20 protein-coding genes are annotated in these 17,145 nt (G+C 60.9%); 9 read left to right on the forward strand and 11 right to left on the reverse strand.

All coding sequences use genetic code 11. The features are described 5' to 3' along the window. The first annotated feature begins 26 nt into the window (after window positions 1-26). Together zigA and FJ930_RS07050 are read left to right on the forward strand one after the other, a co-directional pair. On the forward strand, window positions 27-1,235 hold the full coding sequence (zigA, locus tag FJ930_RS07045) for a zinc metallochaperone GTPase ZigA (RefSeq protein ID WP_141836312.1): 1,209 nt from the start codon (window positions 27-29) through the stop codon (window positions 1,233-1,235). 117 nt (window positions 1,236-1,352) lie between these two features. Beyond that, window positions 1,353-1,691: a TIGR01244 family sulfur transferase gene (locus tag FJ930_RS07050; RefSeq protein WP_141836314.1), complete on the forward strand. Its 339-nt coding sequence runs from the start codon at window positions 1,353-1,355 to the stop codon at window positions 1,689-1,691. Here FJ930_RS07050 and FJ930_RS07055 read toward each other — a convergent pair. Further along, a complete protein-coding gene (locus tag FJ930_RS07055; RefSeq protein WP_140609928.1) occupies window positions 1,688-2,155 on the reverse strand; it encodes an Lrp/AsnC family transcriptional regulator in 468 nt (155 codons plus the stop codon). The genes FJ930_RS07050 and FJ930_RS07055 overlap by 4 nt on opposite strands. A 162-nt stretch (window positions 2,156-2,317) precedes the next feature. Between FJ930_RS07055 and hppD the strand changes: the two genes are divergently transcribed. From hppD to FJ930_RS07070, 3 genes are all read left to right on the forward strand, one after another. Next, the gene (gene hppD / locus FJ930_RS07060) at window positions 2,318-3,430 is read left to right on the forward strand and encodes a 4-hydroxyphenylpyruvate dioxygenase (RefSeq protein WP_141836316.1); all 1,113 of its coding nucleotides are present in this window, start codon (window positions 2,318-2,320) and stop codon (window positions 3,428-3,430) included. A gap of 67 nt (window positions 3,431-3,497) precedes the next feature. Further along, window positions 3,498-3,725, forward strand: coding sequence for a type II toxin-antitoxin system prevent-host-death family antitoxin (locus tag FJ930_RS07065; RefSeq protein WP_141836318.1), 228 nt, complete (start codon window positions 3,498-3,500; stop codon window positions 3,723-3,725). After that, a complete protein-coding gene (locus tag FJ930_RS07070; RefSeq protein WP_141836320.1) occupies window positions 3,722-4,096 on the forward strand; it encodes a type II toxin-antitoxin system VapC family toxin in 375 nt (124 codons plus the stop codon). Before FJ930_RS07065 ends, FJ930_RS07070 begins: the two co-directional genes overlap by 4 nt. A 5-nt stretch (window positions 4,097-4,101) precedes the next feature. Here FJ930_RS07070 and FJ930_RS07075 read toward each other — a convergent pair whose 3' ends face one another. From FJ930_RS07075 to hmgA, 4 genes are all read right to left on the reverse strand, one after another. Further along, window positions 4,102-4,638: a DinB family protein gene (locus FJ930_RS07075; protein ID WP_141836322.1), complete on the reverse strand. Its 537-nt coding sequence runs from the start codon at window positions 4,636-4,638 to the stop codon at window positions 4,102-4,104. Between the two features lie 23 nt (window positions 4,639-4,661). Next, window positions 4,662-5,675, reverse strand: coding sequence for a fumarylacetoacetate hydrolase family protein (locus FJ930_RS07080; protein WP_141836324.1), 1,014 nt, complete (start codon window positions 5,673-5,675; stop codon window positions 4,662-4,664). A 91-nt stretch (window positions 5,676-5,766) separates the two neighbouring features. Next, a complete protein-coding gene (locus tag FJ930_RS07085; RefSeq protein WP_141836326.1) occupies window positions 5,767-6,621 on the reverse strand; it encodes an MBL fold metallo-hydrolase in 855 nt (284 codons plus the stop codon). A gap of 10 nt (window positions 6,622-6,631) precedes the next feature. Continuing rightward, on the reverse strand, window positions 6,632-7,945 hold the full coding sequence (hmgA, locus tag FJ930_RS07090; RefSeq protein ID WP_141836328.1) for a homogentisate 1,2-dioxygenase: 1,314 nt from the start codon (window positions 7,943-7,945) through the stop codon (window positions 6,632-6,634). Between the two features lie 131 nt (window positions 7,946-8,076). On the opposite strand from hmgA, the gene FJ930_RS07095 reads away from it, so the two are divergent. Further along, window positions 8,077-8,520: a MarR family transcriptional regulator gene (locus tag FJ930_RS07095; protein WP_141836330.1), complete on the forward strand. Its 444-nt coding sequence runs from the start codon at window positions 8,077-8,079 to the stop codon at window positions 8,518-8,520. A gap of 223 nt (window positions 8,521-8,743) precedes the next feature. On the opposite strand, the gene tdh is transcribed toward FJ930_RS07095, so the two are convergent. Both tdh and FJ930_RS07110 read right to left on the reverse strand, forming a co-directional pair. Beyond that, window positions 8,744-9,778 carry an L-threonine 3-dehydrogenase gene (gene tdh / locus FJ930_RS07105; protein WP_141836332.1) on the reverse strand — a complete coding sequence of 345 codons (1,035 nt, stop codon included), beginning with the start codon at window positions 9,776-9,778 and terminating at the stop codon, window positions 8,744-8,746. A gap of 53 nt (window positions 9,779-9,831) precedes the next feature. Beyond that, window positions 9,832-11,019: a glycine C-acetyltransferase gene (locus FJ930_RS07110; RefSeq protein WP_141836334.1), complete on the reverse strand. Its 1,188-nt coding sequence runs from the start codon at window positions 11,017-11,019 to the stop codon at window positions 9,832-9,834. A 308-nt stretch (window positions 11,020-11,327) separates the two neighbouring features. On the opposite strand from FJ930_RS07110, the gene FJ930_RS07115 reads away from it, so the two are divergent. Continuing rightward, window positions 11,328-13,400 (forward strand): EAL domain-containing protein, encoded by a 2,073-nt coding sequence (locus tag FJ930_RS07115; protein ID WP_141836336.1) that lies wholly within the window; start codon window positions 11,328-11,330, stop codon window positions 13,398-13,400. A gap of 239 nt (window positions 13,401-13,639) precedes the next feature. Then, window positions 13,640-13,864 (forward strand): hypothetical protein, encoded by a 225-nt coding sequence (locus FJ930_RS30305; RefSeq protein ID WP_246676824.1) that lies wholly within the window; start codon window positions 13,640-13,642, stop codon window positions 13,862-13,864. Here FJ930_RS30305 and FJ930_RS07125 read toward each other — a convergent pair. From FJ930_RS07125 to FJ930_RS07135, 3 genes are all read right to left on the reverse strand, one after another. After that, the gene (locus FJ930_RS07125) at window positions 13,861-14,316 is read right to left on the reverse strand and encodes a type II toxin-antitoxin system VapC family toxin (protein ID WP_141836338.1); all 456 of its coding nucleotides are present in this window, start codon (window positions 14,314-14,316) and stop codon (window positions 13,861-13,863) included. The genes FJ930_RS30305 and FJ930_RS07125 overlap by 4 nt on opposite strands. A gap of 11 nt (window positions 14,317-14,327) precedes the next feature. Further along, complete coding sequence (locus FJ930_RS07130) at window positions 14,328-14,570, reverse strand: type II toxin-antitoxin system Phd/YefM family antitoxin (protein ID WP_140738358.1); 243 nt, start codon at window positions 14,568-14,570, stop codon at window positions 14,328-14,330. Between the two features lie 64 nt (window positions 14,571-14,634). Continuing rightward, entirely contained in the window at window positions 14,635-15,066 is a 432-nt protein-coding gene (locus FJ930_RS07135; protein ID WP_140738355.1) for a MarR family transcriptional regulator, read from the reverse strand. A gap of 228 nt (window positions 15,067-15,294) precedes the next feature. On the opposite strand from FJ930_RS07135, the gene FJ930_RS07145 reads away from it, so the two are divergent. Beyond that, a complete protein-coding gene (locus FJ930_RS07145) occupies window positions 15,295-15,702 on the forward strand; it encodes a hypothetical protein (protein ID WP_141836342.1) in 408 nt (135 codons plus the stop codon). Between the two features lie 136 nt (window positions 15,703-15,838). Here FJ930_RS07145 and FJ930_RS07150 read toward each other — a convergent pair whose 3' ends face one another. After that, complete coding sequence (locus FJ930_RS07150; protein WP_141836344.1) at window positions 15,839-17,032, reverse strand: phytanoyl-CoA dioxygenase family protein; 1,194 nt, start codon at window positions 17,030-17,032, stop codon at window positions 15,839-15,841. Window positions 17,033-17,145: the final 113 nt, after the last annotated feature.

Below are 17,145 nucleotides of genomic sequence, written 5' to 3' on the forward strand. Positions count from 1 at the left end.
TTAACCTGACCTTCGGGAACCAAACCATGAATCAAACGCCTGACCTCGGACGCCTTCCCGTCACCGTGCTTTCCGGTTTTCTCGGCGCCGGCAAGACCACGCTGCTCAATCACATCCTGTCGAACCGCGAAGGCCGCCGCGTCGCCGTCATCGTCAACGACATGAGCGAGATCAACATCGATGCAGAACTGGTGCGCGACGGCGCCGATCTGTCGCGGACCGACGAAAAGCTGGTGGAGATGTCGAATGGCTGCATTTGCTGCACGCTGCGCGACGACCTCTTGAAGGAGGTTCGCGCGCTGGCCGAGCAGGACCGTTTCGACTATCTCCTGATTGAATCCACCGGCATTTCCGAGCCCCTGCCCGTCGCCGCGACCTTCGATTTTCGTGACGAGCATGGCGACAGCCTGTCCGACGTGGCCCGCCTCGACACGATGGTGACGGTGGTCGACGCGCTCAACCTGCTCAAGGATTACTCCTCGTCCGATTTCCTCAAGCAACGGGGCCAGTCGCTCGGCGAGCAGGATGGCCGCGCGCTGGTCGACTTGCTGGTCGAGCAGATCGAGTTCGCCGACGTCGTGGTGCTGAACAAGATCGGCATGGCGAGCCCTTATCAGCGAGATATGGCGCGGTTGATCGTGCGCGCGCTCAATCCCGATGCCGAGATCGTCGAAGCTGATTTCGGCAAGGTGCCGCTCGACAAGGTGCTCGCCACCGGCCGCTTCGATTTCGACAAGGCGCAACAGAACCCACTTTGGTTCAAGGAACTCAACGGTTTTCGCGACCATGTTCCCGAGACGCAGGAATATGGCATCCGCTCTTTTGTCTACCGGACGCGGAAACCGTTCCAACCGGCGAGGTTCCAGGCCTTCATCGATCGCGCATGGCCGGGCGTGGTGCGTGCCAAGGGCTTCTTCTGGCTGGCGACACGGCCGCGCCATGTCGGCGAAATGAGCCAGGCGGGCGCGCTGGTGCGGACCGAGAAACGTGGCCTGTGGTGGGCCGCGGTCCCGCAAGGCCGATGGCCCTCCCATGCAGAGTGGCGCCAAAGCATGATCCCCTATCTCGACCCTGTCTGGGGCGATCGCCGCCAGGAGTTGGTCTTCATTGGCTGCGATCCGATGGATGAGGCGAAAATACGTGCCGAACTGGACGACTGCCTGGTCGACGCAGAAGACTTCCGGCCCGAACTGTGGCGCACTTTGCCCGATCCGTTCCCAGCCTGGGCGGCTTGAGTTGGATTCTTCGCCGGAAACATCTATCTGCGCTGAACGATTTATGTCGGCGCGGATTGCCGGCCACGTCGGGGAGTGGCAAGACTCCCCGACAAACCAGATTGCGAGGATGCTGCCATGGAATACCGCGAAATCAGCGAGGATTATTCGGTCTCTGGCCAGATCCAGCCCGAAGACGTCGCGGCCATCAAGGCCGCAGGCTTCAAGAGCGTCATCTGCAACCGGCCTGACGATGAGCAGCCCGGCCAGCCTTCGGCGGACACGCTCAAGGCGGCGGTCGAAGGCGCCGGACTCGCCTTCCGCTACATACCGGTGATCAGCGGCCAGATCACCGCCGAGAATGTCGAGGATCAGGCCGAGGCGATGGATGAGTTGGAAGGCCCGGTGTTCGCCTATTGCCGCTCCGGCGCCCGCTGCACCAATCTTTACGGGCTGATCCAGCAATCGAAAGGTTAGATCGGCAGCGCGCCGGTTTCCTTCAGCGTCTCCAGCACGATGGCCGTCTTCACGTGCTGCACGGATTCGTGCGGCAGGAGCACGCCATTGACGAATTCCGACAGCGACTTCAGGTCGGGCGTCACCACTTTCAAGATGTAATCCATCTCGCCAGTGAGCGCGTGCGCCTCCTGCACTTCCGGCAATCGCGCCACCAATTCGCCGAAGCGGCGGGCATTGTCGCGGTTGTGGGTGGCTAAGGTCACCGAAATGACGTTGACCAGCGAGAAGCCTAGCCTGTCGCGGTCGAGCACCGCCCGATAGCCCTTGATATAGCCATCTTCCTCGAGCCGCTGTCGGCGGCGCGAGCACTGCGATGCCGACAGGTTTACTCGCTCCGAGAGATCGTTGTTGGTGAGCCGCGCATCACCCTGCAAGAGCGCCATTATCTTGCGATCGAATTGATCAATGCGCGCCTCATCCATGGCTTTTCCTCTCATCATGCACGCTTCGCGCATGAGATGATCATTTCAAGCGTTTGAATGCAAGCACCATGCAGCCTATTTGCACTATAATCGCGTCGCGTGTGGTCCAACGCGGCCACCTCACATTCACCTCACATTCACCTCACATTTTGGAGGAAAGCCATGGGTCCCTTCCCGCACGACGCACCGCCGGCAAAAATCAGCAAGGACAACCCCGCAGGCACCGATGGTTTCGAGTTCGTCGAGTTCGCGCATCCCGAGCCGCAGAAGTTGGCCGAATTGTTCACCCGCATGGGCTATGTGGCAGTGGCCAAGCACCGCACGAAAGACATCACTGTCTGGCGCCAGGGCGATATCAATTATGTCGTCAATGCCGAGTCCGGCTCGCATGCGATGAAGTTCGTCGACAAGCATGGCCCTTGCGCCGCCTCGATGGCCTGGCGCATGGTCGATGCCAGGCATGCTTTCGAGCATGCCGTCTCGAAGGGTGCGACGCCCTACGAAGGCGACGACAAGGCGCTCGACGTGCCAGCCATCGTCGGCATCGGCGGCTCCCTGCTCTATTTCATCGATGCCTATGGCAAGAAGGGCTCGGTCTATGACGCCGAGTTCGAATGGCTGGGCGAGCGCGACCCCAAGCCTGAAGGCGTCGGCTTCTATTTCCTCGACCACCTCACCCACAATGTCTATCGCGGCAACATGGACAAATGGTGGGACTTCTATCGCGACCTGTTCGGCTTCAAGCAGATCCATTTCTTCGACATCGACGGCAAGATCACCGGACTGGTCAGCCGCGCCATCACCTCGCCCTGTGGCAAGATCCGCATTCCGCTCAACGAATCCAAGGACGAGACCAGCCAGATCGCCGAGTATCTGAAGAAATACAATGGCGAAGGCATCCAGCACATCGCCGTCGGCACCGACGAGATCTACGAGGCCACCGACAAGCTCGCCGCCAACGGCCTGAAATTCATGCCCGGTCCGCCCGACACCTATTACGAGATGTCGCATGAACGCGTTAACGGCCATGACGAGCCGATCGAGCGCATGAAGAAGCACGGCATCCTGATCGACGGCGAGGGCGTGGTCGATGGCGGCATGACCAAGATCCTGCTGCAGATCTTTTCCAAAACCGTGATCGGGCCGATTTTCTTCGAGTTCATCCAGCGCAAGGGTGACGAGGGTTTTGGCGAAGGCAATTTCCGCGCCCTGTTCGAATCGATTGAGCAGGACCAGATCAAGCGCGGCGTGATCAAGATAGAGGCGGCAGAGTAGTTTTTCGGTTCCTCTTGCTTGCGGCCTAACCAATTATGACCTAAATTCTGGTCATAAGAGGTTTGGCATGAACATTCCGATGGCGAAAGCGAAGGCTCAACTCTCCGAGTTGGTGAAGCGTGCCCAGGCAGGTGAGGAGATCCATCTGACACGGCACGGGGAGATAGTCGCAACCTTGAGTGCTCCCGTCCGGGCTGGCGGGAGTAAAGGCTTGTTTGGAGCGCTGAAAGGCAAAATTCGGATATCGGACGATTTTAATGAACTCGGTCCCGAATGGGACGAGTACATTAAATGAGCCGCAAATATCTGGTTGATACCCATACTCTGCTTTGGGTACTCAACGCGGATTCACGTCTTTCCGACCGCCATCGCGACATCTTTCTTGCTGGTGAGGAGGTGATCGTCAGTGCCGTCTCCGTGGCGGAAATCGCCATCAAGAAATCGCTTGGCAAGATCGCGCTCAATGGCGACGTCGTGGAGATCTTGCGATCGAACGGGATTCCAATTCTCAGCGTGAATGAATTACACGCAGCGAGACTGGAGCATCTGCCGCTTCATCATCGCGATCCCTTTGATCGTCTGCTCATCGCACAAGCTCAAATCGAGGGCCTGACATTGGTCTCCTCGGATCGTCATTTTTCAGCCTATGACGTCGCGATGGCCTGATCGATTCACAACCCCAGCCGCTCGACCTCTTTCTCCCTCAGCTTCGCATCGTAATCGAGCAGGAACTCGTCGAGCTGCGGCGGCGCGACCGAGGTTCCGGACAACATGGCGTGGACCTGGCCGCGATGATGGATGTCGTGCAGGAGGACATGGGCGAGGATCTCCCCAATCTTTTCCGGGATCATGCCGTCCTCGCGCCGGTCGGTGGCGACACGGCGGTCGAGATCGGCATCCAACAACCCGTCACAGAAAGCAATGAGCCTGCGATCGAAATCGGCCTGCGCCTTCGCTAATTCCACCGGGTCGTCGAACGGCACGAAATCGTCATAGGCCGCGGCCCCTACGCCGCCTTCTTGCAGGAAATCGAGATAGAGATGGTCGACCGCCAGTATGTGGTTGAGCGTCTCCTTGATCGACGGAAAGAAGCTGGTTCGTTGAGCCTCGAATTCGCCTGGCTGGAGTGACAGTACGGCGCGATAGAGCCGGTCGTTCGACCAGAGATTGTTGCCGGCCATGCGGCGCAGGTGATCGAGAAGGTTCATCAATGAGCCTCAACCTCTCGTAACTATCCCTCGTACTTCTCGACCTTCTGCTCGATCCCGCCGAAGATCGAATGCCCAGCCTTGTCCTTCATCTCGATGCGCACCGTGTCGCCAAAGCGCAGGAACGGCGTTTTCGGCTCACCGGTCTCGATTGTCTCGATCATGCGCAACTCTGCAATGCAGGAATAGCCGGCGCCGCCCGCCGAAACCGGCTTGCCCGGCCCGCCGTCGAGCTTGTTGGAGACGGTACCCGAGCCGATGATGGTGCCGGCCATCAGCGGCCTTGTCCGGGCGGCATGCACGATCAGCGCCGGGAAATCGAAGGTCATGTCAACGCCGGCATTGGCGCGGCCGAACGGCTTGCCGTTGAGATCAGCAAGCAGCGGCAGGCTGACCTTGCCGCCGTCCCAGGCGTCGCCCAGCTCATCGGGCGTCACCGCGACCGGAGAAAAGGCCGAGGACGGCTTCGACTGGAAGAAGCCAAACCCCTTGGCGAGTTCCGGCCCGGTGAGCGCGCGCAGCGTGACATCATTGACCAGCATGACCAGCCGGATGGCGGCACGCGCATCATCACGGCTGACGCCCATCGGTACATCGTCGACGACGACAGCCACTTCCGCTTCCATGTCGATGCCGAAGGCTTCGTCGGCCATGCGGATCGGATCGCGCGGTGGAATGAAGGAATCGGACCCGCCCTGGTAGATCAGCGGGTCGGTCCAGAAGCTCGCCGGCATTTCCGCGCCGCGCGCTTTGCGCACCAGTTCGACATGGTTCACATAGGCCGATCCGTCAGCCCACTGATAGGCGCGCGGCAGCGGCGAATGCGCGTCGTGCTCGTGAAAGCGGGCCGGCGGCATTGCGTTGTTTTCCAGCGATTCCGCGATCGTCGCCAGATGCGGCGAAATCCTGCGCCAGTCGTCGAGTGCTGCCTGCAGCGTGCGCGCCAGGAACGAGGCATCGGTGAAGCGCGTCAGGTCGCGCGAGACGACGACCAGTTTTCCGTCGCGCGTCCCGTCCTTCAGTGTGGCAAGCTTCATGCGATTTCCCCTCCTGGTACAGCTTTGCTGCTGCTTTGGTCTTTTGCCTTACGCATGATCCTTTCCGAAAACCGGTTCCCACTTTTCGGGATCATGCGAGTTCCACAACAAGGCCGTCGCGTGCGATCGTCAAGTCGCCGGCCCATGTTTTCCTGACAGCCGCGATCCAATCGGGCTCGTTGATCTCGGGATCGTCGGCGGGAATGAGATGATTGAGGACCAATCTCTTCACGCCGGCATCGCTGGCGATGCGCCCGGCGTCCCCGGCAAAACTGTGGCTGGCGAGCAGATGCTCTTTCAATCGCGCGCCATTGCCGGTTCTGGCAACCAGCCGATCGATGCCCCTTTCCAGCATGGCTTCATGGACGAGGATGTCGGCACCTGCGGCAAAATCGACGAGCGGCGGAAAGAAGACCGTATCGGCGGAGAACACCACGCTTTTGGAGCCATACTCGAAGCGCAGGGCAAAGCAGTCCGTCACCGGCGGATGATCGACGCGCAGCGCCGTGACCTTCAGGCCATTTTGCTGAACCACCTGGCCTTCGCCGAATTCCTCGACCGAAACCAGCTCGCGAATGTCCGGCCGCCCCTCGTCTGCAATACGGATCTCGATGTCGAATTCCATCGCCTGGCAGAAGCGCCGCCAGTAGTGACCGGTGCCGGGCGGACCGAACACGGCGACCGGCGTTGCCAGTCCCGCCGTCCAGGCGGTGTGGATCAGCGGCCCGAGTTCCAGCACATGGTCGGAATGCAGATGGGTAATGAAGATCAGGTCGAGCGCCTTAAGGCCGATGCCGGCATCGACCAGACCGCGCGTCACGCCAAGCCCGCAATCGACGACGATGGCGCGCCCAGCGATCTCAAGCAGCGACGAACTCGGCCACGGTCCGCCCGGCCGCAGCGCCGGACCGCCCTTGGAGCCCAGCAGAACCAGCCGGTCGCTCATCGGACGCGCCTCAAGACCAATCGCCCTCCGGCGTGCCATTGAAACGCTTCTTCAGGTCTGCCCAGCAGTCGATGTAATTGTCCTGCCGGGTCTCCAGTTCGGCGCCGAAGCGGGTCAGCATCTGCGGAAAACGCGTCTCGAACATGAAGGCCATGGTGTTGTCGAGCTTGACCGGTTTCAGGTCCGCGCGCGAGGCCTTTTCGAAGCCAGGCGCATCCGGCCCATGGGCCAGCATCAGATTGTGCAGGCTGATGCCGCCGGGAACGAACCCTTCCTCCTTCGCATCGTACTGGCCGTGGATCAGGCCCATGAACTCGCTCATGATGTTGCGGTGATACCAGGGCGGACGGAACGTATCTTCCGCCACCAGCCAGCGGGGCGGGAAGATGACGAAGTCAATGTTGGCGGTGCCCTCCTCGCCGCTCGGAGCCGTCAGCACGGTGAAGATCGACGGATCGGGGTGGTCGAAGAGGATCGCACCGACGGGCGAAAACGTCGCCAGATCATATTTGTAGGGTGCGTAGTTGCCGTGCCAGGCGACAATGTCGAGCGGCGAATGGCCAAGTTCGGTGACGTGGAAGTTACCGCACCATTTGACGATCAGCCGGCACGGCGTTTCCTTCTCCTCGAACCAGGCGCAAGGCGTCTTGAAGTCGCGCGGATTGGCCAGGCAATTGGCGCCGATCGGACCGCGGTCAGGCAAGGTCAGCTTGGCGCCGTAGTTCTCGCAGACATAGCCGCGCACTTCGGCGTCCACCAGTTCGACCTTGAAAACCAGGCCGCGCGGCAATACGGCGATCTCGCCTGGCCGCAGTTCGATGACGCCCATCTCGGTGACAAGGCGCAAGGCGCCGACCTGCGGCACGACCAGCAACTCGCCGTCGGCGTTGAAGAAATGATCATCGATCATCGATGTGTTTGCGACATAGACATGGGCTGCCATGCCGGTCTGCCCGAGCACGTCGCCGGCCGTGGTGATGGTGCGCATGCCTGCGATGAAATCGGTCTGCTCCTTCGGCATCGGCACCGGGTTCCAGCGATACTGGCCGAGCGCCAGTTCATGATCGCCGACGTTGGGAGCTGTTTTCCATAACGGATAGTTAGCCGGCTTGAAGCGGCCAGTGTGTTTCACACTTGGCCTGATGCGATAAAGCCAGGAACGCTCGTTGGTGCCACGCGGCGCGGTGAAGGGCGATCCGGAAAGCTGCTCGGCATAGAGGCCGTAAGCCGGCCGCTGTGGCGAGTTCCGCCCCTGTGGCAGCGAGCCGGGCAGTGTCTCGGTTTCGAAGTCGTTGCCGAAACCCGGCATGTAGGAAAAGGCCATCCGATCCTCCCAGATCCCGGTCTTCAGCCCCGCCAATCGCGGCTCACCGGCAATGTTGACCAAACTGGTTTCATTTGTAACCATTGAAAATGTAACTATCAACGGCAAACGCCGTATCCGCGGTGCGCATCATGGAACCGGAAACCCTCGACCTCGAAAGCTTCCTGCCCTATCGGCTCTACCGGCTTGCCGATACGGTCAGCCGGGAATTCTCCCGCATCTACAAGGAGCGCCACGGCCTGACCCGGCCGGAATGGCGCACCCTTTCCGGGCTTGGCCAGCACGGCACGATGACGGCCACGGAGCTCGGCGAGCAATCGGCCATGCACAAGACCAAGGTCTCGCGCGCTGTTGCCGAGCTCGAGCGGCGGCGGTGGTTGACGCGTGTGCCGGACGAGAACGATCGCCGTGTCGAGCACCTGGCGCTGACCAAAGCGGGTCTCGTGGCCTATCGGGAGATGGTGCCGCTGGCGAAGGCGTTTGAAAGGGAGTTGCTGCAGAGGCTGAGTGCGGACGAGCGGGCAGCGATCGTGAGGGGCGTGGCAGCGCTGGAGAAGGTGTTGAAAGGAAAGTAAAGCTGAAGGGCTGGCGGGACAGCGCCCCCCTCTGTCCTGCCGGACATCTCCCCCACTTGGGGGGAGATCAGCCGTCACGCTGGCTTTCGCCGATCACCCATGTTGCAGGAAAGAGCTATGCGCCGGAACTGCCAATCTCCCTCCTTGTGGGGGAGATGTCCGGCAGGACAGAGGGGGGCGCGAAGGATCGCTGCGGTACGGCTTTTCGTTTCGGCCCCGCGGACTACCAGTCCATCACCACCTTGCCCGAACTGCCGCTCCGCATCGCATCGAACCCGACCTGGAAATCGTCGATCCCGATCCGGTGAGTGATGAGGCCAGAGACGTCGAGCGGCCCCTGCACTAGGGCGATCATCTTGTACCAGGTCTCGAACATTTCGCGGCCGTAGATGCCCTTCAGGTGCAGCATCTTGAAGATGACCTTGTTCCAGTCGATCTCGAAGCCGGTGGGCGCAATGCCCAGGATGGCGATTTTGCCGCCATTGTTCATGGTGTCGATCATGTCGCGGAAGGCGAGGGCGGCGCCGGACATTTCGAGCCCGACGTCAAAACCCTCGGTCATGCCGAGCGCCGGCATGACGTCGCGCAGCTTTTCCTTCGAGGCATCGACGACATGCTGGACACCGAGTTTCTTCGCCAGTGCTAGCCGCACCGGATTGATGTCGGTGATGACGACTTTCCTGGCGCCGACGCATTGCGCCACCAGCGCGCCCATGATGCCGATCGGCCCGGCGCCGGTGACCAGCACATCCTCGCCGACCAGATCGAACGACAATGCGGTGTGGACGGCATTGCCGAGAGGATCGAAGATCGCAGCGACCTCGTCCGGCACGTCATCGGGGATCGGTACCACATTGTGCTGCGGGATCGCCAGATACTCGCCGAAAGCGCCCGGCCGGTTGACGCCAACGCCAAGCGTGTTGCGGCAGAGATGCCCTCGCCCGGCGCGACAGTTGCGGCAATGGCCGCAGACGATGTGCCCCTCGCCCGAAACGCGCTGGCCGACCTTGTATTCGGTGACCGCCGCGCCGAAATCAGCGACGGTGCCAACGAATTCATGGCCGGTCACCATCGGTACCGGCACCGTTTTCTGCGCCCACTGGTCCCAATTGTAGATGTGGACGTCGGTGCCGCAGATCGCGGTCTTCTTCACCTTGATCAGCACATCGTTGGGGCCGATCTCCGGCACCGGCACCTCTTCCATCCAGATGCCCGGCTCGGCCTTGGCCTTCACCAGCGCCTTCATCATGTTCGACATGCTTTTGTCCCTTGAATCTCTTGATCCGGAATCGTTTTTCGGTACCGGGCCGCTCAGGAAACCACGCCCAGTTCCTTGCCGACCGCGCCAAACGCCGCCACCGCGCGGTCAATATCCGCGGTGGAATGCGCCGCCGACATCTGGGTGCGGATGCGCGCCTGTCCCTTCGGCACCACCGGAAAGGAAAAGCCGATGACATAGATGCCGCGTTTCAGCATGCGCGCCGCCATCTCCTGCGCCAACGTCGCATCGCCCAGCATCACCGGTATGATCGGATGATCCGCTCCCGCCAACGTGAAGCCGAGCTTGCCCATTTCGGACCTGAATCGCGCCGCATTGGCATATAGGCGCTCGCGCAAGGCATCGCCATGGCGGATCAGGTCGAAGACCTTGATCGAGGCGCCTGCGATCGCCGGCATCAGCGTGTTGGAGAAGAGATAGGGCCGCGAGCGCTGGCGCAGCCAGTCAACCACCTGGCTTTTGCCCGACGTGTAGCCGCCGGACGCGCCGCCGAGCGCCTTGCCGAGCGTGCCGGTGATGATGTCGACCCTGCCCTCGACGCCGCAATGCTCGGCCGAGCCACGGCCGTTCCTGCCGACGAAGCCGACCGCATGGCTGTCGTCCACCATGACCATGGCGTCATATTTCTCGGCAAGATCGCAGACACCCTCGAGGTTGGCGATGATGCCATCCATCGAAAACACGCCGTCGGTGGCAATCAGCCGGAAACGGCAGTCCTTCGCCTCTTTCAATCGCGCTTCGAGATCGGCCATGTCGTTGTTGGCGTAGCGAAAGCGCTTGGCCTTCGACAGCCTGACACCGTCGATGATCGAGGCGTGGTTCAGCGCATCCGAGATAACAGCGTCTTCCTCACCAAGCAGCGTCTCGAACAGGCCGCCATTGGCGTCGAAGCAGGAACCGTAGAGAATGGTGTCTTCCAGGCCCAGGAAAGATGAAATCGTCGCCTCGAGCTGCTTGTGCTCCTCCTGCGTGCCGCAAATGAAGCGCACCGACGCCATGCCGTAGCCATAACGGTCGAGCGCCTGCTTGGCCGCCGTTCGCAAATCGGCGCTGTCGGCGAGGCCGAGATAGTTGTTGGCGCAGAAATTCAGCACTTTCTCGCCGCCGACCTCGATCTGCGCCGACTGCATCGAAGAAATCACCCGCTCGGACTTGTAGAGGCCGGCGGATTTCAGCCCTGCAAGCTCGCTGTCGATATGGGAGAGAAATGCTGCGGTCATGATCAGGCCTCGTTTGACGTGGGCAGACTGTCGTCCCCTCAGCGCAAAAAATCCATCGTAAAAGCGACCGGATCGGGTGGCCGGGCAGCATCGGCAAAGACGTCACGGGCAGCGCTCAAACGATCATGCGGGAACGTACGGGACGACGAATGTTCAAATGCGGGCCGGCCGCGCAAGAACCCGATAACCATTTCGCGATCTTTACCCCTTTGCCCCTTGCCGGCCGACCGCCGATTTCCAGTCCTGTTAACATTTACGGTTCAATGGTGCTCACACAGGAATCCGTTGGCGAGAGGCCGCCCCCGAAAATGTCGCAGCAGCCGGTGCAAACCGTTTCAGGCAAGCTCATACTGCTGATCAAGGCTGGCTACTGGCTGGCGCTGCTGATCATTGCCGCCATGGTGGCAGCCTCCTTCGTCCTGCTGCAGCAGACCATGGCCACACAGCAGCACAACCACACCTTGCTCGACATCGTCAGCACGCAGAAAACATTGTCGCAGCGTATCGTCTTTCTTGCCAGCGCAACTGGCGCCGCTTCTCGCGACAAGCAGCCGGCGCTGGTCAGTGCGCTCAAGCAAGCCACCGCGGAATTCGAGACGAACTACGATCTGCTGCTCAAACAGACGGGCGCGAGGCCGGAATCACCGGCCAAGCTCGATGCGAAGTCGATCGAGAGCGTGCTGTTCGCCAAACCCTTCCATCTCGACTATTTCTCGGTTGGCTTGATCGCCAATGGCGACCGTCTGGTCTCCGCCTTCGAATCGCAACTCAACCATCCCGACAATGGCGGCTACAAAGGCGGCGCCGAACGCGTCAACCTCGACGCCTCGGTCGCCAATGCCACGCTGTCGGGCTATGCCGCGCTCGGACAGCGTATCAGCGCCGATGCCGACGAGCGCTCCGAAAAACTGCTCGCCCTCCATCGCACGCTCTTCTTCGCCACCCTCGGCGTCATCCTGCTGGTGGCGCTGTTCATCTTCAGGCCGATGTCCAACGCGATCCTGCGCAAGACGCGTGAACTGGTCGATGCGCGCAATTCGATGGCCTTCATCGCGGTTCACGACGGTCTGACCGGGCTGCACAACCGCACCTTCCTGACCGACCATTTCGACACGCTGATCAAGGGCGCGCATCGCCGGCGCGAACGCCTGGCCGTAGTCCAGCTCGACCTCGACCGCTTCAAGCAGATCAACGATACGCTGGGCCACGCCGCCGGCGACTACGTCCTGGTGGTGACGGCGCAGCGCATGCGCGATTCCTGCCGGGCGTCGGATCTGTGCGCGCGGCTCGGCGGCGACGAATTCGTGATGATCCTCAATGGGGCCGGCAGCACCGAAGACATCAACATGCTGGCACGGCGCATCCTTGTACACATCAACGAGCCCATCATTTTCCAGGGCACCACCATTCTTCCTGGCGCTAGCGGCGGCATCGCCGTCTATCCGATCGATGCCGACAATGCCCAGGACCTGCTCGTCCATGCCGATCTGGCGCTCTACTCCGCCAAGAAGATGGGTGGCGGCAACTTCTCGTTCTTCTCGGAGGAACTGCGTCGCGAGCTCGACTACCGCAAGCAACTCGAGCATGACATCAAGGTCGCCATTTCGGAAAAAGCGTTCCAGGTCTATTTCCAGCCGCAGGTTTCCCTGACGAACGGCACCATCAGCGGCATCGAAGCCCTCGTGCGCTGGAACCATCCCAAGCGCGGCATGATCTCGCCAGGCGAATTCATTCCGGTCGCCGAGAAATGCGGCTTCATGCCGGAGATCGGTCGCATCGTGATCAGCAAGGCGATCAGCGAGGCAGCCGAATGGAACCGTGCCGGGATTGCCTTCGGCCGGCTTGCCGTCAATGTCTCTGGTACCGAGTTGCGCGAGCACGATTTCGATACGTTCCTGTTCGAGACACTGGAGAAGGCCGGATTGCCGCCACAGAAACTGTCGCTGGAAATCGTCGAGTCCGTCATCCTGGACGATGAGAAGACAGGCATCGCGGCCAAGCTTCGTCACATCAGGGCAGCCGGCGTCCATCTGGAGCTCGATGATTTCGGCACTGGCTATGCCTCGCTGAGCCACGTCAATCCCAACGAGATCGATCGGCTCAAGATCGATCGCCGCTTTGTCCAGAACATCCACGAGAACGGCGACAACTCCAAGATCGTGCGCGCCATCACAGAACTTGCCCGCGGCCTCGGCATCTCGATCGTCGCCGAGGGCGCCGAAACCGAGGCCGAGCTCGACTCGCTGATGGCGATCGGCTGCGACCAGGTGCAGGGCTATTCGATCGCCTTCCCCATGCCGAGCGACAAGGCGCTCGAATGGCTGACTGCCCGCATGCCGAGGAGGGCCAGGCTGACGGTGCTGCAAGGCAGCCTGGCGTAGGCAGAACCCGGCCCGCCTTGACTACGGAAGCGGTGGTTGCCGATATGCTCATGGCGAATGCCGTGCTGGGCCTGAAGCCCGCGGTGCATGCGCGCCTGCCGGGACGCGATGTGTTCCGCTTGCCTTCGATGTCAAAGGACGACAACTCCCTTGGGCCCACGTAAGCCGGGCGCGAAGATCCCGATTACGAATTTGTCGCGGCTTCCGGCTTCTATCTCTATGGCTGGGACCATAAATGGGTGCACAAGGACAGCGGCGAGCCGGTACAGAGCGTCGACCATCTGGTCAGCGAGATCGCGACCACCTGTTCGGCTATGGCCGCCAGGCCGGGCAGGCCGATCCTGCTTATGCATGACGAAATGTTCCAGGACAGTTTTGACGGCAAGAGAAAACTCACCAACCTGATCACCGCGCTGAAGCTGCGCCGCTATGTCTTTGGTGCAATCGCTGGCTACGACGATTAAAGTGATGGATTGGCGGCGGGGAGCGGCGGAAGCATCTTCAGCGGATTCAGCATTGGCACTCCCAGAGGTGCAAAATGGCGCTCGTTGTCCGTCAATATCGTCAGCCCACGAACCTCAGCCGTCGCGGCGATCGCTATATCCTCGTATCCTGGCCGATGTGCCCTTGCACGATCGACAATGGCTCCGGCGGCATTTGCCGCGCGCAAATCAAAGGGAAGAATCCGTTCTCCATAAAAATACTCGATCGCCTGCCACCAGTCGCGGAGCAAAGCGGCTTTCGTGGTCGCTCCTTCGCGCTCGGCCTTGGCTATTCCGGCTGAGATTTCGGATGCCGTGACAACGGACAGGAATAGATGTTCGCTGGCTTCTTCCAGCCACTTCGCCAACCCCATTCGATCGGCCTTCTTGGTCGGAGCGAACGCCGAGATGATGTTGGTGTCCAGCAGAAACATCACAAGCCTTTTTACAACACTGCTTTGCGAAGCGGCTTGCGGGAACGAGGTGGAATATCGTCTGTATGGCCGGGGAAGGCCGCCAACAACTGCCCGAAGCTTGGTACCCGTGACAGCCTTTGATAATCCTCAAACGACAAGATCACGGCCTGCTTGCGGCCGTGCCGCGTGATGACTGCGGGTTTTCCTGCGATGGCCTGATCAACCACCGCCGAAAGAGTGGCCTTTGCATCCTTCAATTGAATTTCGCGCATCGCAATGTCCTATATGACTAGTGTAGTCATATAGCACGATCAACTCACCGAAACAATGCGGTCGTCACATCCCGCCGACATTGGCACGCAACAACGCCAGCATGTCCGCGAACTCCTTCAGCCGTTCATCGGACAATCCTGCGCGAAGCCGCTTGTCGAAGACGAGCGCTGCTTGCCGCAATGTCTCGAACAGCGCTTCACCCGCCTCTGTCAGTTCGACCAGATGAACCCGACGGTTGACGGGATCGCGGCGGCGGGTCAGCAGGCCCTGTGTCTCCATCGCGTTGAGATGATGGGTCAGTGTCGCCCCCTGAATGCCGATCATGCCGGCGAGTTCGCGCTGGTTGGCCTGCTTGCTCGACTTGACCGACAGCAGCGTCAGCCAGACCGGCAAGGTCCCGCCCGCTTCAACCAAAGCGGCATCGAAGGCTTGTGCAACAAGCTTAGCGGTGCGGCCGAGATTCATGCCGACAGGCGGGCGTTCAAAGGGTGTCATTGGCGGACACTAGGGCATGATGCCGAAAAGTGTGAAGCGTTTTCGGACGACGTCATGCCCTATCTCTTTGATCTAGAGGCGGATTCAGATTTCAGATCGATCGACCTGAAATCATCCGTCTCTGGATGGTGTTTTCCCATGGATGGAACAGGTTCGCGATCATACATTGACATCTAACAGTTAGATATCTAATTATAGCGGCGTAGCAGGCGAGAGAGGAGAGCCGGCATGCAATATGTCTATATCGTCGTCATCGGTCTTCACGTCATGGCCGGAGTGTTCTGGGCCGGCACCACCATCACGCTTGCCCGCGATCCCGAGATCAAGGCGGAGCGCTTCATCCAGCCGCAGATGGGCGCGGCCGGCATGGTTTTCCTGACCGGGGCGCTGCTGTGGTATTTCTTCCACGGCGCGTATCTCGGCTCGATGGAAATGGTGTTGGCGCTCGGCATCCTGGCCGCTTTCGCCGCCGCCGGCGTGCTCGGCGCCATGGTCAGAGCGCCCAGCAGACGGCTTGCAGGCGCCAATGCCGAAATCGAAACCCGATTGCGCGCCAGAATGGCGATGGGCGAACGCATTGCCGCATGGCTGCTGGTGGTCACCGTGCTGTGCATGGCGATCGCCAGGGTGGTCTGAACATAAGCAGCTCACAAAGATCGCACGTTGCCCGGCGATGAGCCAATGACGTGCGGGCGCGCGGCCAGGCCGGCCTACATGGGCTCTCGTATGCAGGTCCGACCGCGCGCCACCAATCGTTACGGCAACCGCTTTCTCAGGTCAGCTTCTTCTTCGCCTGTTTCTCGAGCGCCTCCACGAAGACGGCAGCCTCCCATCCTGCATCCAGCGCGCGGTGGAAAAGCGCCTGCTGCGTTTCCGGCGCAAGGCCGCCGAGCGGCGGGTCGCGATCGAGATTGGTCGGGAAGGAATAGCCTTCCACCGAAGCGGCTATGGCATTGTCAGCCGCTTGCCTGGTGAGGCAGCCATCGCCCAGCATGCGTTGCAGAACGGGATAAAGGGCCGCGCTCATGCGGGTCCGGTCCACGCTCTCCATGGCGCGGCCATAGGCCGACGACACCTGCAACAGGTTCGCCATGCGCTGGATATCAACGGATCGGTTGGTGCCGGCGGCATGGAACAGGGCCGGATTGAAGAAGGCCGCATCCCCCTTCTTCAGCGGCAACTGAACATGATGCTCGTTGAAATAGGCCTGAAACTCGGGCCGGCTCATCGCCAGATATCCGGGCAGGTAGGTCTGAGAATAGGGCAGGTAAAGCGTGGGGCCGCTTTCCACCGGCATGTCGCAATGCGTGATCGCGCCCTGCAGCGTCAGCACGGGCGAAATCCGATGGACATGCACCGGATAGCGCTCAATGACCGATGCGGTCTGGAAGCCGAGATGATAGTCCCGGTGCGCCGACTGCGATGCGCCGCCCGGCCTGACATTGTTCACCTGGGATGTAAGCTGATAGGCTGGCCCAAGCCACGCTTCCGATATCAGCGCGATGATGTCGTTGCCATAGTAGGCGGCAAAAGTCGCGGGATCGCGCAGGCAAAGCTTTTCAAGCGCATTCCACACCCGGTCGTTCGCGCCGGGCTTGGCAAAATGATCGCCACCGCCCGCTCCGGCCGCGTGCTCCTCCGCAATGATGGCGTTGAAGGCGTCCGTGGCGGCATCGATCGGCGCCACATCCTCGAAGGCTCCGCGGAACACGACCACACCCGGGCCGTCCGTCATCGCCTCGACCCACTCGGCCAGCAGCGCCTTGCGCCGGGCCGGATCGCCGGCGGCGGCGCGAACCGCCGCACCGTCATAGATCAGGACATTTTTCTGAGCATCGGAGGCAAACGGATAATCCGCGAGGTTAGTCGTCCTTTGCGTCGACGCGGCAAAGTCACCGATGCTGCACATATCGGCGGTAAGCCAGACGCGATCGGATCTGAGCTTGGCAAAGTTGTCGGCCTTCACGGCATCCTCCCTATGGTCTTGTTTCGATTAGATGGCGCAAGTATAGCTTTGACTGAGAGGTGGCATACGGCTGAAACACCTCAAAAACACCTCAAGACTGACTGAGACGGCTG

Source organism: Mesorhizobium sp. B2-4-15, from assembly GCF_006658505.1.
GTDB lineage: Bacteria > Pseudomonadota > Alphaproteobacteria > Rhizobiales > Rhizobiaceae > Mesorhizobium.

Bases quoted from the DNA above. Each gene is read 5' to 3' on its own strand.
- zigA (WP_141836312.1), top strand. From the start codon at position 27: ATGAATCAAACGCCTGACCTCGGACGCCTTCCCGTCACCGTGCTTTCC.
- FJ930_RS07050 (WP_141836314.1), top strand. From the start codon at position 1,353: ATGGAATACCGCGAAATCAGCGAGGATTATTCGGTCTCTGGCCAGATC.
- FJ930_RS07055 (WP_140609928.1), bottom strand. From the start codon at position 2,155: ATGGATGAGGCGCGCATTGATCAATTCGATCGCAAGATAATGGCGCTC.
- hppD (WP_141836316.1), top strand. From the start codon at position 2,318: ATGGGTCCCTTCCCGCACGACGCACCGCCGGCAAAAATCAGCAAGGAC.
- FJ930_RS07065 (WP_141836318.1), top strand. From the start codon at position 3,498: ATGAACATTCCGATGGCGAAAGCGAAGGCTCAACTCTCCGAGTTGGTG.
- FJ930_RS07070 (WP_141836320.1), top strand. From the start codon at position 3,722: ATGAGCCGCAAATATCTGGTTGATACCCATACTCTGCTTTGGGTACTC.
- FJ930_RS07075 (WP_141836322.1), bottom strand. From the start codon at position 4,638: ATGAACCTTCTCGATCACCTGCGCCGCATGGCCGGCAACAATCTCTGG.
- FJ930_RS07080 (WP_141836324.1), bottom strand. From the start codon at position 5,675: ATGAAGCTTGCCACACTGAAGGACGGGACGCGCGACGGAAAACTGGTC.
- FJ930_RS07085 (WP_141836326.1), bottom strand. From the start codon at position 6,621: ATGAGCGACCGGCTGGTTCTGCTGGGCTCCAAGGGCGGTCCGGCGCTG.
- hmgA (WP_141836328.1), bottom strand. From the start codon at position 7,945: ATGGCCTTTTCCTACATGCCGGGTTTCGGCAACGACTTCGAAACCGAG.
- FJ930_RS07095 (WP_141836330.1), top strand. From the start codon at position 8,077: ATGGAACCGGAAACCCTCGACCTCGAAAGCTTCCTGCCCTATCGGCTC.
- tdh (WP_141836332.1), bottom strand. From the start codon at position 9,778: ATGTCGAACATGATGAAGGCGCTGGTGAAGGCCAAGGCCGAGCCGGGC.
- FJ930_RS07110 (WP_141836334.1), bottom strand. From the start codon at position 11,019: ATGACCGCAGCATTTCTCTCCCATATCGACAGCGAGCTTGCAGGGCTG.
- FJ930_RS07115 (WP_141836336.1), top strand. From the start codon at position 11,328: ATGTCGCAGCAGCCGGTGCAAACCGTTTCAGGCAAGCTCATACTGCTG.
- FJ930_RS07125 (WP_141836338.1), bottom strand. From the start codon at position 14,316: ATGTTTCTGCTGGACACCAACATCATCTCGGCGTTCGCTCCGACCAAG.
- FJ930_RS07130 (WP_140738358.1), bottom strand. From the start codon at position 14,570: ATGCGCGAAATTCAATTGAAGGATGCAAAGGCCACTCTTTCGGCGGTG.
- FJ930_RS07135 (WP_140738355.1), bottom strand. From the start codon at position 15,066: ATGACACCCTTTGAACGCCCGCCTGTCGGCATGAATCTCGGCCGCACC.
- FJ930_RS07145 (WP_141836342.1), top strand. From the start codon at position 15,295: ATGCAATATGTCTATATCGTCGTCATCGGTCTTCACGTCATGGCCGGA.